Source organism: Streptomyces sp. SP18CS02, assembly GCF_036322365.1.
Lineage (GTDB): Bacteria > Actinomycetota > Actinomycetes > Streptomycetales > Streptomycetaceae > Streptomyces.
The window spans coordinates 347,421-362,411 of record NZ_JAQYXC010000288.1 but is presented as its reverse complement, the minus strand read 5'-3'; the positions used below and the strand labels follow the sequence as shown (position 1 = coordinate 362,411).

Annotated in this window: 12 protein-coding genes; 6 read left to right on the top strand and 6 right to left on the bottom strand. The window is 74.5% G+C overall.

The features are described 5' to 3' along the window. Positions 1-30 precede the first annotated feature (30 nt). From PUR26_RS20045 to PUR26_RS20020, 6 genes are all read right to left on the bottom strand, one after another. Positions 31-1,125 carry a PfkB family carbohydrate kinase gene (locus tag PUR26_RS20045; RefSeq protein WP_443077113.1) on the bottom strand — a complete coding sequence of 365 codons (1,095 nt, stop codon included), beginning with the start codon at positions 1,123-1,125 and terminating at the stop codon, positions 31-33. Next, a complete protein-coding gene (locus PUR26_RS20040; RefSeq protein ID WP_329873789.1) occupies positions 1,122-2,111 on the bottom strand; it encodes a zinc-dependent alcohol dehydrogenase family protein in 990 nt (329 codons plus the stop codon). The genes PUR26_RS20045 and PUR26_RS20040 overlap by 4 nt, the downstream gene beginning before the upstream one ends. Next, positions 2,108-3,013, bottom strand: coding sequence for a carbohydrate ABC transporter permease (locus PUR26_RS20035; RefSeq protein ID WP_329873788.1), 906 nt, complete (start codon positions 3,011-3,013; stop codon positions 2,108-2,110). Before PUR26_RS20035 ends, PUR26_RS20040 begins: the two co-directional genes overlap by 4 nt. Then, positions 3,013-3,972, bottom strand: a complete 960-nt coding sequence (locus tag PUR26_RS20030; RefSeq protein ID WP_329873787.1) for a carbohydrate ABC transporter permease — start codon at positions 3,970-3,972, stop codon at positions 3,013-3,015. Before PUR26_RS20030 ends, PUR26_RS20035 begins: the two co-directional genes overlap by 1 nt. Then, positions 3,969-5,336: an ABC transporter substrate-binding protein gene (locus PUR26_RS20025; RefSeq protein ID WP_329873786.1), complete on the bottom strand. Its 1,368-nt coding sequence runs from the start codon at positions 5,334-5,336 to the stop codon at positions 3,969-3,971. Before PUR26_RS20025 ends, PUR26_RS20030 begins: the two co-directional genes overlap by 4 nt. A 352-nt stretch (positions 5,337-5,688) precedes the next feature. Beyond that, positions 5,689-6,450, bottom strand: a complete 762-nt coding sequence (locus PUR26_RS20020) for a DeoR/GlpR family DNA-binding transcription regulator (protein WP_329873785.1) — start codon at positions 6,448-6,450, stop codon at positions 5,689-5,691. A 609-nt stretch (positions 6,451-7,059) separates the two neighbouring features. Here PUR26_RS20020 and PUR26_RS20015 point away from each other — a divergent pair. The 6 genes from PUR26_RS20015 to PUR26_RS19990 all read left to right on the top strand — a co-directional run bounded on the left by PUR26_RS20015 (position 7,060) and on the right by PUR26_RS19990 (position 14,911). Then, entirely contained in the window at positions 7,060-8,844 is a 1,785-nt protein-coding gene (locus PUR26_RS20015; protein ID WP_329873784.1) for an N-acetylglutaminylglutamine amidotransferase, read from the top strand. Further along, complete coding sequence (locus PUR26_RS20010) at positions 8,817-11,105, top strand: prolyl oligopeptidase family serine peptidase (protein WP_329873783.1); 2,289 nt, start codon at positions 8,817-8,819, stop codon at positions 11,103-11,105. Before PUR26_RS20015 ends, PUR26_RS20010 begins: the two co-directional genes overlap by 28 nt. Positions 11,106-11,227: 122 nt before the next feature. Continuing rightward, the gene (locus PUR26_RS20005) at positions 11,228-12,232 is read left to right on the top strand and encodes a glycosyltransferase family 2 protein (protein ID WP_329873782.1); all 1,005 of its coding nucleotides are present in this window, start codon (positions 11,228-11,230) and stop codon (positions 12,230-12,232) included. After that, positions 12,229-12,792: a D-glycero-alpha-D-manno-heptose-1,7-bisphosphate 7-phosphatase gene (locus PUR26_RS20000; RefSeq protein WP_329873781.1), complete on the top strand. Its 564-nt coding sequence runs from the start codon at positions 12,229-12,231 to the stop codon at positions 12,790-12,792. Before PUR26_RS20005 ends, PUR26_RS20000 begins: the two co-directional genes overlap by 4 nt. Continuing rightward, on the top strand, positions 12,789-13,859 hold the full coding sequence (locus tag PUR26_RS19995) for a glycosyltransferase family 9 protein (protein WP_329873780.1): 1,071 nt from the start codon (positions 12,789-12,791) through the stop codon (positions 13,857-13,859). Before PUR26_RS20000 ends, PUR26_RS19995 begins: the two co-directional genes overlap by 4 nt. Beyond that, positions 13,856-14,911, top strand: coding sequence for a glycosyltransferase family 9 protein (locus PUR26_RS19990; RefSeq protein WP_443077112.1), 1,056 nt, complete (start codon positions 13,856-13,858; stop codon positions 14,909-14,911). The genes PUR26_RS19995 and PUR26_RS19990 overlap by 4 nt, the downstream gene beginning before the upstream one ends. Positions 14,912-14,991: the final 80 nt, after the last annotated feature.

Genomic DNA, 14,991 nt, shown 5'->3' with positions numbered 1-14,991 from the left:
GGGCCGCACCCGCCCGGACCGGGATCCGTCTCAGGCGACGGCCACCGGTGCCGGTTCCGTGCCGGACGTCGCGCACACCGAGGCCGCGATCGCGGCCGCGTGGCGGAGCAGGTCCCGGGCCTGCCGGGCGTCGAGCTCGCCCAACGCGTCCGGGTTCAGCATCCCCAGGGCGTCCAGCCGGCTCAGCAGGCCCGCCGTGAACGCGTCCCCGGCACCGATGGTGTTGACCACGTCCACCGGGACGGCGGGCACCGACACGGGTTCCGGGGCACCGGGCCGGCCGGTTCCCGGCAGGTATGCCGTACTCCCCCGTGCTCCGCGGGTCAGCACGACCAGGCGGCCCTCCCCCGCCAGCGCGCGGCACGTCTCCTCGACGGGCCGGTCCGGCCAGAGCCGTACCAGGTCCTCGTCGCTGGCCTTGACGATCCGCGCCAGCAGGCACAGCTCGCGCAGCCGCCGCAGCCCCTCCACGGGGTCGTCGGCTCCCTCCTCGCGCACATTGGGGTCCACCACGAGGACGGTGCCGGGAGCGGCCGCGGCCGCTCGCGCGGTCGCCGCCACCGCGTCGGCGGCCGGGGGCACGACGGCGGCGAGGCCGCCCACGTACACCGCGCCGAAGCGGGCGACGCTCGCGGCGCGGTCCGCGATGCGGAAGGTGGCCGTGTCGTGCAGGTGGAAGCGGTAACCGTTGGACACGCCGGAGGGACGGCAGCCGTCGGCCGCCCCTCCGGACGTCCCCTCGCGTCTCCGGTGGCCCGGACCTTCGCGGTCGCTGCCGGCACGCGCCCCCGGGCCTGCGGCGGCATCCGCTCCGGCGGCCGCAGGGGCCTGCCCGCCATGGTCACGGTCCTCGCCCGGGTCGGCCACCGCCAGAGCCGTCGGCCAGGGTGACCGCGCGCACAGGTCGAGGTGGACGCCGGCCCGCGTCATCCGCTCCTCCAGGGCCCGGGCGAAGCGGTCGTCGCCCAGCGCACCGGCGAACCAGCACGACGTCCCGAGCCGCGCCAGTCCGACCGCGACATTGGCCGGAGCGCCACCGGGCTGGGCGCGCCTGAGCTCCGGTTCCCCGCCCTGCAGCGGCACGAGGTCGATGAGCGCTTCGCCCATCACCAGCACGCCCGTCACGGCGTCACCACGATCTTGCGGCCCCGGCCGGCCGCGAACCGGTCCAGGGCCTGCGGGTACTGCTCCAGCGGCAGCCGGTCGCTGATGAACACCGAAGGATCGAGCACGCCCGCGGCGAAGAGCGCGGCGGCCCGCTCGTAGCTGTGCAGCACCGCCATGGAGCCGGTGATGGTGATCTCCCGGTTGTAGATGCGGTACGGCTCGATGACGGCGGTCGTCGCGTAGTCGGCGACCCCGAACTGGAGGAACGTGCCGCCCTTGGCGACCCGGCGGAGGCCGTCCTGGATGGCGGCCGCGTTGCCCGTCGCGTCGATCACGACGTCCCAGCCTTCCGGCCGGTCCAGTTCGTCGGCGGATGCCGCCGCGCGCGAGCAGCCGAGGGCGCCGGCGGTGGCCAGCCGCTGCGGGTTGACGTCGAGGACGTCGACGGACGCGGCCCCTGTCCGCTTGGCGAGCTCCAGCATCATCAGGCCCATGGTCCCGGACCCGTAGATGAGGACCTCCGCTCCGAGACTGCCGTTGAGCACGTCGTAGCCGCGCACGGCGCAGGAGAGCGGCTCGATCAGGGCGGCGTCCCGTACGTCGACGTGGTCGGGCAGCCGGACGCAGTTGGCGACGGGTGCGACGGCGTACTCGGCGGCACCGCCCGGCTCGGTGACACCGATCGCCGCCCACCGGTCGCAGAGGTTGCCGCGGCCGGAGCGGCAGTAGCGGCACTCGTGGCAGTGCAGGGACGGGTCGACGGCGACCTTGTCACCGACGGCCAGTCCGGTGACGTCCTTGCCGACACCGACGATCTCCCCGGCGAACTCGTGTCCGGGCACGAGGGGCAGGGCGGGGGCGAACTCCCCGTGCAGGATGTGCAGATCGGTGCCGCACAGACCGCACGAGGCGACGGCGACGACGACCTCCCGGGGGCCTGGGGCCGGGTCGGGGACGGTCGTGACGGTCACCTTGCCGGGGGCTTCGACGATTGCGGCCCTCATTTGACAGCTCCTAGCGAAAGGCCCTGGACCAGCTTGTCCTGGGCGGCGAAACCGGCGGCGAGCACCGGCAGGGAGACGACGACGGACGCGGCGCACAGCTGGGCCAGGAACAGGCCCTGGCTGGTGACGAATCCGGTCAGGTACACGGGCGCGGTCTGGGCCACGACACCGGTGAGCACGCGGGCGAAGAGCAACTCGTTCCAGCTGAAGATGAAGCAGATGAGGGCGGTGGCGGCGATGCCGGGCGCGGCGACGGGTGCGACGACCCGGGCCAGCACGGTCGGCAGCCGGGCGCCGTCGACCTGGGCGGCCTCGATGATGGAGAGGGGGATGTCCCCGAGGAACGACTGCATCATCCACACCGCGATCGGCAGGTTCATCGAGGTGTACAGGATGACGAGCAGCCAGACGTTGTCCAGCATCCCCGCGTTCTTGGCGAAGAGGTACACCGGCAGCAGACCGGCGACGACCGGCAGCATCTTGGTGGAGAGGAAGAAGAACATCACGTCCGTCCACTTGCGCACCGGCCGGATGGACAGCGCGTAGGCCGCGGGCAGGGCCAGGAGGAGGACGAGCAGGGTCGAGAAGACGGAAGCGGTGAGGGAGTTGATCAGGGCGGGCCAGGGGGTGACACCGGTCCGGGCACCGAAGAACTCCCGGTAGCCGGCGAGGGTCAGCGGCGCGGCGAGCGAGGGCGGGTTGGTCGCCGCGTCCGGTTCCGAGTGGAACGAGGTGAGCAGCATCCACATGGCCGGCAGGCAGAATCCGAGGCCCGCCACCCAGGCGAGCAGGCCGAGTGCGGCCGACCGGCGGCGGGCGCGCCGTGCCGCGGGCCGGGCGTCGGACGGGGCGGGACGGCGCCCGGTGCGCCGTGTGCCGGGGCGGACGTCGAGTGCGGCCATCAGCGGGTCGCCTCCTCGCGGAAGAGGGACGAGACCGCGCGCAGGGCGAAGGCGGCGATGACGATCGTGCCGAGCACGACGACGACCCCGGCGGCGGACGCGAGCCCGTATTCGTGGGCTTGGTAGAAGGTCTGGTAGACGGTGTACGGGAGGTTGGCGGTGCCCAGTCCTCCGGAAGTGATCGTGAAGACGGCGTCGAAGTTCTGCACGATGTACACGGAGCCCAGCAGGGTGCCCAGTTCGAGGTACCGGCGCAGGTGCGGGAGGGTCAGATGGCGGAAGATCTGCCAGGCCCCGGCGCCGTCCAGCCGGGCCGCCTCGATCATCTCGGCCGGCCGGCTCTGGAGCCCCGCGAGCAGGATGAGCATCATGAACGGCGTCCACTGCCAGACGAGGGCGGCTTCGACGGCGATCAGCGGCATGCCGGAGATCCAGTCGGGCTGGGCGGGCTCGGGATCGCCGAGCAGCCCTCCGATCCAGGACAGGGCGCCGTTGAGCAGTCCGTACTCCGGGTTGTAGAGGGCGTGCTTCCACAGCAGCGCCGCGGAGACCGGGACGATGAGGAACGGTGTGATGAGGAGGGTGCGGACCAGGCCCCGGCCGAAGAACGCCCGGTCCAGGAGCAGGGCGAGCAGCAGCCCGAGCACCACGCTCACCACCACGACGGTCGCGGTGAGCACCACGGTGGTCAGGACCGATTCGCGCAGGGCGGGGTCGGTGGCGACGGTCGCGTAGTTGGACAGCCCGGTGAACGCCCGGTCCTCGGGGTCGAGGGAGTTCCAGTCGAAGAGTGAGATCACCAGTGTGGCGACGAAGGGCAGTTGGGTGACCGCGATCAGGAAGACCAGAGCGGGGAGCAGGGGTGCCCGGGTGGCCCAGGCGCGTACCGCGCGGGGGCGGGGCGCGGGGTGGCGGGACGGCGTGGCCGGCGCCGACGGTGGCGCCGCGTATGTGGTCACCGGTACTCCTTCGCGACCTTCTCGGCCATGGTCTGGGACTTCCTCAGCGCCTCGTCGACGGATTGCCGGCCGGCGATGGCCGCGCTGATCTCCTGGGAGACCCTGGTGCCGAGGTCGGTGAATTCGGGGATGCCGACGAACTGGATGCCGGGGGCGGGGCGCGGCTGGGTGCCGGGGTTGCCGGGAGCGGCCGTGGCGATGGCCCGCCGGGTCACGTCGGCGAAGGCCGCGGCCTCCCGGCGGTAGGCGGGGTTCTCGTACGTCGAGGCGCGTTTGCCGGCCGGTACGTGGGTCCAGCCGAGTTCCTCGCCGACGAGGTTCTCGTACTCCTTTCCGGACGCCCAGGAGATGAACTTCCACGCCCGGTCGCTCTTGCGGGATGCCTTCTGCATGCCCCAGGCCCAGGTGTAGAGCCAGCCCGAGGCGGCGGTGCGGTCCACCGGCGCCGGTACGTAGCCGATGCGGCCCTTGACCGGGGAACCCGCCGCTTCCAGGGAGCCGGCGCCGGCCGTGGCGTCGTACCACATGGCGGTCTTGCCCTGCGTCATGTTGTTGAGGCACTCGGCGTAGCCGGACTGCGCGGCGCCCGCCTCTCCGTGCCGGCGTACGAGGTCGACGTAGAAACGGGTCGCCCTGGCGAACTCGGGTGAGGTGAGGCGGGCCCGCCAGTCGTCGGTGAACCAGGTGCCGCCCATCGTGTTGACGACGGTGGTGAGCGGGGCGATGACCTCGCCCCAGCCGGGCAGGCCGCGCAGGCAGATGCCCTTCATGCCGTCCCTGGCTCCGTCGGCGCGGGCCGCCAGCTCCGCCACCTGCTGCCAGCTGGGCCTGGCCGGCATCGTCAGTCCGGCCTGCGCGAACACGTCCTTGCGGTACATGAGGAAGGACGACTCGCCGTAGAAGGGCTCCGCGTAGAGTTTGCCGTCCTCGGCGGTGAGCGCCTCCTCGACGGGGTCGAGGATGTCGTCCTGGTCGAAGGCCCGGTCCTGGGCGGTGTAGGGGCCGAGGTCGTGCAGCCAGCCGTTCTCGGCGAAGAAGGGCACTTCGTAGTTGCTGATGGTGGCGACGTCGTACTGGCCGGCCTGGTTGGAGAAGTCCTGGCTGATCTTGTCCCGGACGTCGTTCTCGGGGAGCACCGTGAAGTTGACCTTGATGCCGGTCCGCCGGGTGAAGTGGTCCCTGGTGAGCTTCTGCAGGGCGACCATCTGAGGGTTGTTCACCATGAGGACGTTCAGCGCGTCGCCTCCGCCGAAGGCGGTGCCACCGGCTCCGGCGCAGCCCGACGCGATGAGTGCTGTCGCGGCCGCGGCCGCGCCCACGCGGACGCGGACCCTGACGGCGCGTGCTCGTGGCTGGATGGGCATGGGGTCTCCTGACGTTCGTTGCGGCCGTGCCGGACCGCCCCTGCCTGGTGGGGTGGTACGGCGGGCGGACGTGACGGGTGCGCGGGCCGGCCGGCCGTGCGAGGGGGCGGGCCGGTGGTACGGGGGCGAGGGTGCGAGGGGTCGCGGTGGTACGGGGCCGGCCGGGGCGGGCGAGGGCGCGGCGGGAGCGGGCGGGGTCGCGGGGCGGGTGCGGGTGCGCGGTGTCGGCCTGTGCGGGGGTGCGGCGGTCCCGCTCTCCCGCCTCCCGGGCGGCGGGAGGCGGGAGTTATGGGGGAGGGGGCCGCTGGACGAGCCGTGCGGGAGGGGTACGGGGGGCGGGCGGTGAGTGGGCTCAGACGCGGAGGACCTGGGGGCCGAGCAGGGAGTAGCGCTGTGCCTCGGCGGAGGGCAGCCCCCCGTCGGTGACGATGGCCTCGAAGTCGCCGACCTCGGCGAAGCGGCAGAAGCTCACCGCGCCGAACTTCGTGTGGACGCCGACGAACACATGGCGCCGGGCGCTGCGCATGGCCTGGGCCTTCACCGCGCAGACCGCGGGGTCGGGGGTGGTCAGGCCGTACTCGCGGGAGATGCCGTTCGCCCCGATGTACGCCAGGTCGATGACGAATCCGGCGAGCATCCGGGTGGCCCAGTGGTCGACCGTGGCCATCGTCGCGCCGCGCAGCCGTCCGCCGAGCAGGAGGACGGCGGTCCTCTCCGCGTCGGCGAGCGAGGAGGCGACCGCCAGCGAGGCGGTGATCACGGTCAGCGGCCGGTCCCTGGGCAGGGCCTGGGCGACCAGTTGGGGGGTGAAGCCCTCGTCGACGAAGACGGTCTCGGCGTCACCGATGAGGTCCGCCGCCACTGCTCCGATCCTGGACTTCTGCGGCACCAGCCGGGTGGTGCGGGAGGCGAGACTGGTCTCGAATCCGGCGCTCTCCACGGGGTGCGCGCCGCCGTGCGTCCTGCGCACCAGACCGTGCTCCTCCAGTGCCCGCAGATCGCGCCGGACGGTCTCCTTGGCCACCCCCAGTTCCGTGGCCAGCCGGTTCACCGCGACGGACCCGTCCTGGCGGGCGATGTCCAGAATGGCTCGTCTGCGTTCGTCGGTGTCCACCACACATGTCCTTGCTCTGCCGCGGCTCGGGCGCCCGTTCGGGCTCATGCGTCGTTTGTACAACCCGGGCGACGGCGCGACCAGGCTCTTCGCCGCTCGGGCTGTGCCCGTTCGTGCCCGTTCCGGTCGTGGATCTTCCCTGGTGGGGCGCGTCCGGACGGCTCGGTGCGGCCGTCACGGTGCCCGTTCGGCGGGGGCGGCGAGCCCGAATGGTGCCCGCGGGCCCTTACGGGGAGGGCCCGTGGAGGCATGCGGCGGTGCTCGGGCCGGTGCGGCTGGACGGTGTCGGCCCTGCTGGTGCCCAGCACCGCTGCCGTGACGCTCTTCCAGGTCCGGACGGCCACGGGAGTCACCGGGATGCCCGGCGCGGTACGTGCCGGCGGTCCCGATGGCGGAGCGCCGGGGCGTCCGGATCACCGGGGCTTACTCCGCGGTCGGCGGGGAACCCGGCGGATCGGAGCGGGCTGCCGGACACCGCCGAGCCGGTCGGCCGGGCGGCACCCCCGCTTCCCACGCACGAGGAGTAGCAATGGTTCTTCCCACACTCGTCGAGGAGGGGGCCGACGCCCCGGATGCAGCGGGGGACGCGCCGACGGCCGGAGGTGCCGTATGTGCGGGCTGAGCGGGGAAATCCGCTTCGACGACCGCCGTCCCGATCTGGCCGCGGTGGAGCGCATGACCGATCGTCTCGCGCCGCGCGGCCCCGACGGCCGGGGCATCTGGTCACAGGGCCCGGTGGCCCTCGGACACCGGCGGCTGAAGATCATCGACCTGTCGGAGCGCGGCGCCCAGCCGATGACCGACAACGAGGCCCGGCTCACCGGGGTCTTCAACGGGTGCGTCTACAACTACCAGGAGCTGCGCGAGGAACTGCGCGGGCTCGGGCACCGCTTCTTCTCCTCCTCGGACACCGAGGTGGTGCTCAAGGCGTACCGGCAGTGGGGTACCGACTGTGTCGACCACTTCACCGGGATGTTCGCCTTCGCCCTGGTGGAGCACGACACGGGCCGGGTGGTCCTGGCCCGCGACCGGCTCGGCATCAAGCCCCTGTACCTGTCGCAGACGCCCGGCCGGCTGCGGTTCGCCTCGACGCTGCCCGCCCTTCTGGCGGGCGGTGAGGTGGACACCTCGCTGGACCCGGTGGCCCTGCACCAGTACCTCAGCTGGCACGCCACCGTCGCGACACCCCGTACCGTCCTCACGGGGGTGCGCAGGCTGGCGCCCGCCACCGTACGGGTCGTGGAGCCGGACGGCACCTACCGCGACCACCGTTACTGGCGGCCGTCGTACACCCGGCGCCCCGAGCACGCGGGCATGGACGCCGCCGACTGGCGGGACGCCGTGCTGGAGGCGCTGCGCACCGCCGTGCGCCGGCGGATGGTGGCCGACGTGCCCGTGGGAGTGCTGCTCTCCGGCGGCCTGGACTCCAGTCTGATCGTGGCGCTGCTCGCCGAGCAGGGCCAGCGGGACCTCGCCACGTTCAGTGTGGGCTTCGAGGCGGAGGGCGGTGAGGAGGGCGACGAGTTCGCGTACTCCGATCTGGTCGCGCGGCGGTTCGCCACCGAGCACCATCAGCTGATGGTGCCCTCCGACCGGGTGTCGAACGCCCTGGAGGGGGCGATCGCGGCCATGAGCGAGCCGATGATCAGCCATGACGTGGTCGCCTTCCATCTGCTGTCCGAGCTGGTGTCCAAGGAGGTCTCCGTCGTCCAGAGCGGCCAGGGCGCCGACGAGGTGTTCGCCGGTTATCACTGGTATCCGGCGATGGCGGAGGTCGAGCGGGCGCGGGAGCCGCAGCGGTACGCGGAGGTGTACTTCGACCGGACGCACGCCGAACTGGCCCGGGTGCTCCAGCCGCACATGCTGCCCGGCGAGGATGTGTCGGGCCGGTTCGTCCGGGACCACATGGCCGCCCCGGGCGCCGAGACCGCCCTGGACGCGGCGCTGCGCCTGGACACCGAGGTGATGCTCGTGGACGATCCGGTGAAGCGTGTCGACAACATGACCATGGACTGGGGCCTGGAGGCACGGGTGCCGTTCCTGGACCACGAGCTCGTGGAGCTGGCGGCCGCCTGTCCGCCGGAGTTGAAGCTCGCCCAGGGCGGCAAGGGCGTCCTCAAGGACGCCGGGCGCCGTGTGCTGCCCCGTGAGGTGGTCGACCGGCCCAAGGGCTACTTCCCCGTGCCGGCCATCCGCCATATGGCCGGTCCCGTGCTCGAACGGGTCCGGCAGGCCATGTCGGCCCCCGAGGCCAGGGCACGCGGTGTCTTCCGGGACGAGTACGTCCGGGAACTGCTGAGCGCCCCCGACGACCACCGTACGAAGCGCGGGGCGAACGCCCTGTGGCAAGTCGCCTTGCTGGAGATATGGCTGCAGACGCACGGAATCCACTGACCGGGGCCGAGGCCGGGGCCGGGGCAGGTGGCGCGCCGGGCCCCGCGGTGACGGGCGGTACCGGCTCCGGTGCGGGGCCGGTCCGCCGCCTCGCCGCGTGCGCCGCCCCCACCCCCCTGCCGCTCGCCGACGCGCAGGGCCCGAGGGACGCCCCGCAGCCGCTGATCGCCCACGGGTGCTGGTACCCGTCGGCCGACCCGACGGGTGAGCACGTCGCCTTCATCTGTGACCGGACCGGAGTGCCCCAGCTGTGGACCGGACCCGCCGCCGGCGGTGAGCCGCACCTGCTGGACTCGGACCCGGACCCGGTGACGGAGGTGGCGTGGTCGCCCGACGGGCGCTGGATCGCGTATACGACCGCGCCGGGCGGCGGCGAGCACACCCGGGTGCTGTGCGTACGCCCGGACGGCAGCCGCCGCCGGATCCTCGCGGGCGCCGAACCGGGCAGCTCCGCGCACCTGGGGTGCTGGACGCGGGACGGCTCTGCCCTGGCCGTCACCGTCGCCGGACCGCCTGTCGCGCGCTGGGGCGAGGGCGGTACGGGGACGGCCGCCGAACCGGGATTCGCCCGGCCGGACGCGTACGCCGTGGAGCTTCCCCCCGGCTGGTCGGGCCGGGACGGGCCTGCGACGCTGCTCGGCGGGGCGCGTTGGGGGGACGTCACGCCGGGGCCCTCGCCCGAGGAACACCGTGACGGTACGGGGCCCGACGGCCGCGACACGCTGGCCGCCTATCTCATCGACCTCGATGGTCCGGCCTCTCCCACGCTGATCGCCCTGGAGCGGGGGGCCGCCACACTGCGCGTGTGCGACGTCAGCGGGGACGGCCGTCTGGCGCTGCTGCGCCGGGGGCCGCGCGGTCGCCGGGAGGCGGTGGTGCTGCGCATGTCGGACCTGCGGACCAGCTGTGTGGTGCCGGTCGCCGACGGCGATCCGTGGATCGGCCGGTTCTCCCCGGACGGGCGCACCGTGTGGCTGCGCAGCGACCACCGGCGCGAGTTCGCGGCGCTGCTGGCCGCCGCGCTGGACCGGCACGGCCAGTGGTCCGGCATGTCCGTGGTGGCCGAGCGGGAGGGTTGCGACCTCGAACTCCTGGCGTTCGCCGAGGACGGCCGGCAGGCCGTCCTCGCCTGGAACGTCCAGGGGGTGAGCCGTCTGGAGACCCTCGCACTTCCCGCGGACGGCGGGCCGGCCACTCGGCCACGGCCGTCCCCGGCCACCGGCACCGCCCGCGCGGGTGCCGGTGCGCGCGGGGCCGAGGGCACCGGCACCGAGGGGTCGCCAGGGCCGCCCGTGCGGCGCGCGATCCCCCTGCCGCACGAGGTGGTCACGCGGATCGGCCGGTCCGGGCCCCGGGGAGCGGTCCTGGCGTTGTCCGGGTCCCAGCGGCGACCGGGCGTGTGGTGGCTGCCCGGCGCGGCTCCCCCGGCGCGTACCTCCTGGTCGTCACGGGACCAGGACGCCGTCCCCCCGGGCCGCCGGCCCGTGCGCCCGACTCGCCTGCGGCTGAAGGCGCGCGACGGGCTGCCCCTGGCCGGCTGGTACTACCGGGCGCCCGGCCGGAAGCCCGGGGCCCCCGCGCCGTGCGTGGTCCATCTGCACGGCGGCCCCGAGGAGCAGGAACGGCCCGTCCTCGATCCGCTGTACCACGAGCTCCTGGGGCGGGGCCTGGACGTCTTCGCGCCCGATGTCCGCGGTTCGTCCGGCTCCGGTCGCTCGTTCACGGACGCCGACCTCGGCGCGGGACGGTTCGCCGCGATCGACGACGTGGCCGACTGCGCGGCGCACGCGGTGCTGAGCGGACTCGCCGACCCGAGGCGCCTCGCGGTCATGGGCCGCTCCTACGGCGGGTACCTGACCCTCGCCTCCCTGACATGGCACCCGGAGGTCTTCCGCACGGGCGTGGCGGTCTGCGGCATGTCGGACTTCTCGACGTTCTTCGCGGGGACCGAACCGTGGATCGCGGAGTCGGCCTCGCACAAGTACGGGCACCCGGAGCACGACGCCGCGCTGCTGCGGTCCCTCTCCCCCATGAGCCGCGTCGACGACCTGCGGGTGCCGCTGCTGGCGGTGCACGGGGAGCACGACACCAATGTGCCGCCGGGAGAGTCCGAGCAGTTCGTGCGTGCCGCGCGCGAACGCGGGCACGCGGCCGAGCTCCTCACCCTGCGCGACGAGGGTCACGACTTCCTGCGTGCCGAGAACAGGCGGCTGTTCCGCCGTGCCGCCGCCGACTGGATGGAGCGCCACCTGCGGAGCTGAGCCCTGCGAAGCCGTGCCACATGTGCCTAAAGTGACCGAAGGTCGGCATTCCGTACCGATGCGCGGAACCGACACCTCGACCTGGAGGTGCAGATGCTGCTGACGGTTCAGGGGGCTGACACATGATCCCCCCGCTCGCCTCGTACGCCGTGGTCGTCCCGACCATCGGACGGCCGTGCCTCGCCGACTGCCTCGCCGCGCTGGCCGCGAGCGAAGGTCCCGAGCCGAGCCGGATCGTGCTCGTCGACGACCGCCCGGGCCGGCCGGCCGGCGACCTGCCGCTGGCGTCGCTCGGCGCGCTGGCGGACCGCGCGGTCGTGTTGCGCAGTGGCGGCCGCGGTCCGGCGGCCGCCCGCAACACGGGGGTGCGCGCGGTCGACGAGCCCTGGACGGTCCTCCTCGACGACGACGTGCGGGTGAGCGCGTACTGGCGCGAGCAACTGGCCCGGGACCTCGCCGAGGCGTCCCCCGAGACCGGGGGCGTGCAGGGTGTCCTGGAGGTTCCGCTGCCGCCGGGGCGCAAGCCCACCGACTGGGAACGCAACACCGCCGGCCTGGCCGACGCCCTGTGGGCGACCGCCGACATGGCGTACCGCACCGAGGCGCTGAAAGCGGTGGGCGGCTTCGACGAGCGGTTCCCCAGGGCCTTCCGGGAGGACGCCGACCTGGCCCTGCGGATCATGGACGCCGGCTGGCGCATGGGGCGGGGCGAGCGGCGCACCGAACACCCCGTACGGCCCGCCGACCGCTGGGTGTCGGTGCGGGTACAGCGGGGCAACGCCGACGACGCCCTGATGGTGCGCCTGCACGGGGCCGACTGGTGGGAGCGGGCCGCGGCCCCGCGCGGACGGATCCGCCGCCACGCGGTGATCACCGCGGCGGGTGCGGCGGCCGTGCTGCTGGCCACGGCCGGGCGGCGGAGGGCGGCCGGCGTCGCGACGGCGGTCTGGGCGCTGGGCACGGCGGAGTTCGCCCGGGCGCGGATCGCTCCCGGGCCGTGTACCCGGGACGAGATCCTGACGGTGGCCGCGACCAGCGCGCTGATCCCCGCGTTCGCCACCTGGCACCGGCTGCACGGGGAGCTGCGCCACCGCGGCGCCGGGAACTGGGACGGCGGTGGCCTGTGATCCGGCCGGCGGCCGTGCTGTTCGACCGGGACGACACGCTCGTGGCGGACGTCCCGTACAACGGCGATCCCGGCCTGGTCCGGCTGATGCCGGGTGCGCGGGAGGCGGTCCGGCTGCTGCGCGCCCATGACGTCGCGGTCGGCGTGGTGTCCAACCAGTCGGGCATCGGCCGGGGGCTGCTGACCGAGGCCCAGGTGGCTCGCGTCAACGCCAGGATCGACGCTCTGCTCGGGCCGCTCGACGTGTGGGTCCACTGTCCCCACGTGCCGCAGGACGGCTGCGCGTGCCGCAAGCCGGCCCCCGGTCTGGTCCTCGAAGCGGCACGCCGTCTGGGCGTGCGCCCCGAGCGGTGCGCGGTCGTCGGCGACATCGGCGCGGACATGGGCGCGGCGCGCGCGGCGGGTGCGCGGGGGGTGCTGGTCCCGACGGCGCGCACCCTGCCGGACGAGGTGGCGGCCGCGCCGCTGGTCTGCGCGGACCTGCTCGACGCCGTCCTGCGGGTGCTCGGCGACGTGCCCGTGGCGCCCGACGGGTCGCCGCTCCCGAGGAGGTCGTCATGAGGGCGCTGGTCGTCCGGCTGGACAGTTTCGGTGACGTCCTGCTCGCCGGGCCCGCCGTGCGGGCGGTCGCCGCCCGGGCGGACCGGGTGGCGCTGCTGTGCGGGCCGCGCGGGGCTCCCGCCGCGAGGCTGCTGCCGGGCGTCGACGAGGTGCTGGTGTGGGAGGCGCCGTGGGCCGGTTTCAGCCCACCGCCGGTGGACCGTACCGACATCGGGCGGGTGGTGGACCGGATCGCGGCGGCCCGGGCGGACGAGGCGCTGGTGCTGACGTCGTTCCACCAGAGCCCGCTGCCGGCCGCGCTGTTGCTGCGGATGGCGGGAGTGGCCCGGATCGCCGCCGACAGCGTGGACGCCCCCGGCTCGCTGCTGGACGTGCGCCACACCAGGGCGCCGCACGCGCACGAGGCGCGGGCCGCGCTGGACCTGGCCGAGGCGGCCGGCTTCCCGCCCCCGCCGGGTGACGACGGGCGGCTGCTGGTGCGGCACGCCGCGGGAGCGCCGGAGCTGACGGGCGGCGGCCCGTATGTCGTGGTCCACCCCGGCGCGAGTGTCGCGGCCCGCCGGTGGAGCCCCGAGCGGTGCGCCCAGGCGGTGCGGCTGCTGTCGAACGCGGGCCACCGGGTCATCGTGACGGGCGGACCGGACGAGCGGGACCTCACCGCTTTCGTCGCGGGCGGCGCCGGGACGGACCTGGGCGGCAGGACGGCTCCGCCGCAGCTGGCGGCCGTGCTCGCGGCGGCCGGCGCCGTGGTGACGGGCAATACGGGGCCGGCCCACCTCGCGGCGGCCGTCGGGACGCCGGTGGTCTCCCTGTTCTCCCCCGTGGTCCCCGCCGAGCGCTGGGGCCCGTACGGCGTCCCGTACGTCCTCCTCGGGGACCAGCGGGCGGCCTGTGAGGGCAGCCGCGCCCGCGAGTGCCCCGTACCGGGGCACCCGTGCCTCGACGAGGTGACGGCGGAGGACGTGCTGGCCGCGGTGGGGAAACTCCTGGAGAACGAGGAGAACGAGGAGAACGAGGAGAACGAGGAGGACGGGCACGCCATGGAGGACGGGGAGGACGGGGGGTGAACCGGGGCGCGCGGAGACCGGACGGACGTCCTTACGCCCGGGACGCGACCGCCCCGGAAGGACTCCCGGGTTCCGGCCTCCCCCCGGGGACGGGCGGGACGGGCGGAGGGGCGCGGCCCCGGCTGCTGGTGCTGCGCGCGCTCGGCCTGGGCGACCTGCTGGCCGGTGTGCCGGCGCTGCGCGCGCTGCGACGGGCGTTCCCCGGGTACGAGACGGTGCTCGCCGCTCCCGGGCAGCTGGCCGCGCCGGCCGCCGCGTCGGGCGCCGTCGACACCCTGCTGCCGGCGTCGGCGCCGGGCAGGGCCGTCCCCCGCGCTCTCGGCTGGTCGGGTCCGCCGCCGGAGGTGGCGGTCGACCTGCACGGCAACGGGCCGCCCAGCCACCTGCTGCTCCAGCGGCTCGCCCCGGGACGGCTCCTCGCGTTCGCCCACACCGGTACGCCGGACATCGAGGGGCCCGTGTGGCGGCACGACGAGCACGAGCGGGCCCGCTGGTGCCGCCTGCTGCAGTGGTACGGGATCCCGGCCGACCCGGACGACGTGCGGCTCGCCGAGCCCCGTACGCCCTCCCCCGCCCCGGGCGCCATCGTCGTGCACCCCGGCGCGGACAGCGGATCCCGGCGCTGGCCCGCCGAGCGGTACGCGGTCGTCGTGCGCGCCCTGCGCCGGCGCGGGCACCGGGTCGTGCTGACCGGGGGGCCCGGTGAGGACGAGCTGCTGGAGCGGGTGGCGCCGAGGGACGGGGACGTCTTCGGCGGCGGGCTGCCGTTCGAGCGGCTCTCCGCGTTGTTCGCCGGGGCCGCGGCCGTGGTCAGCGGCGACACCGGCATGGCCCATCTGGCCGTCGCGTACGGCACTCCCTCGGTCACGCTGTTCGGCCCGGTGTCGCCCCGCCTGTGGGGGCCGCCGCCGGGTACGCGGCACGTGGCGCTGTGGCATCCGGGCCCGCCCGGCGATCCGCACGGCGAGGAGCCCGATCCGCAGCTGCTGCGCATCCAGCCGGACGACGTGCTCAAGGCCCTGTCCGGCCATCCCGAGGTGCCCGGCCCGTGACCGTCGCGGGTGGCACCGGAGCGGTCGGGACATCCCGGTTCAGCCGGTCCTTCACGGGTACTCGGCGCCATATGATCACC

Bases quoted from the DNA above. Each gene is read 5' to 3' on its own strand.
- PUR26_RS20040 (WP_329873789.1), bottom strand. From the start codon at position 2,111: ATGAGGGCCGCAATCGTCGAAGCCCCCGGCAAGGTGACCGTCACGACC.
- PUR26_RS20035 (WP_329873788.1), bottom strand. From the start codon at position 3,013: ATGGCCGCACTCGACGTCCGCCCCGGCACACGGCGCACCGGGCGCCGT.
- PUR26_RS20025 (WP_329873786.1), bottom strand. From the start codon at position 5,336: ATGCCCATCCAGCCACGAGCACGCGCCGTCAGGGTCCGCGTCCGCGTG.
- PUR26_RS20015 (WP_329873784.1), top strand. From the start codon at position 7,060: ATGTGCGGGCTGAGCGGGGAAATCCGCTTCGACGACCGCCGTCCCGAT.
- PUR26_RS20010 (WP_329873783.1), top strand. From the start codon at position 8,817: ATGGCTGCAGACGCACGGAATCCACTGACCGGGGCCGAGGCCGGGGCC.
- PUR26_RS20005 (WP_329873782.1), top strand. From the start codon at position 11,228: ATGATCCCCCCGCTCGCCTCGTACGCCGTGGTCGTCCCGACCATCGGA.
- PUR26_RS19995 (WP_329873780.1), top strand. From the start codon at position 12,789: ATGAGGGCGCTGGTCGTCCGGCTGGACAGTTTCGGTGACGTCCTGCTC.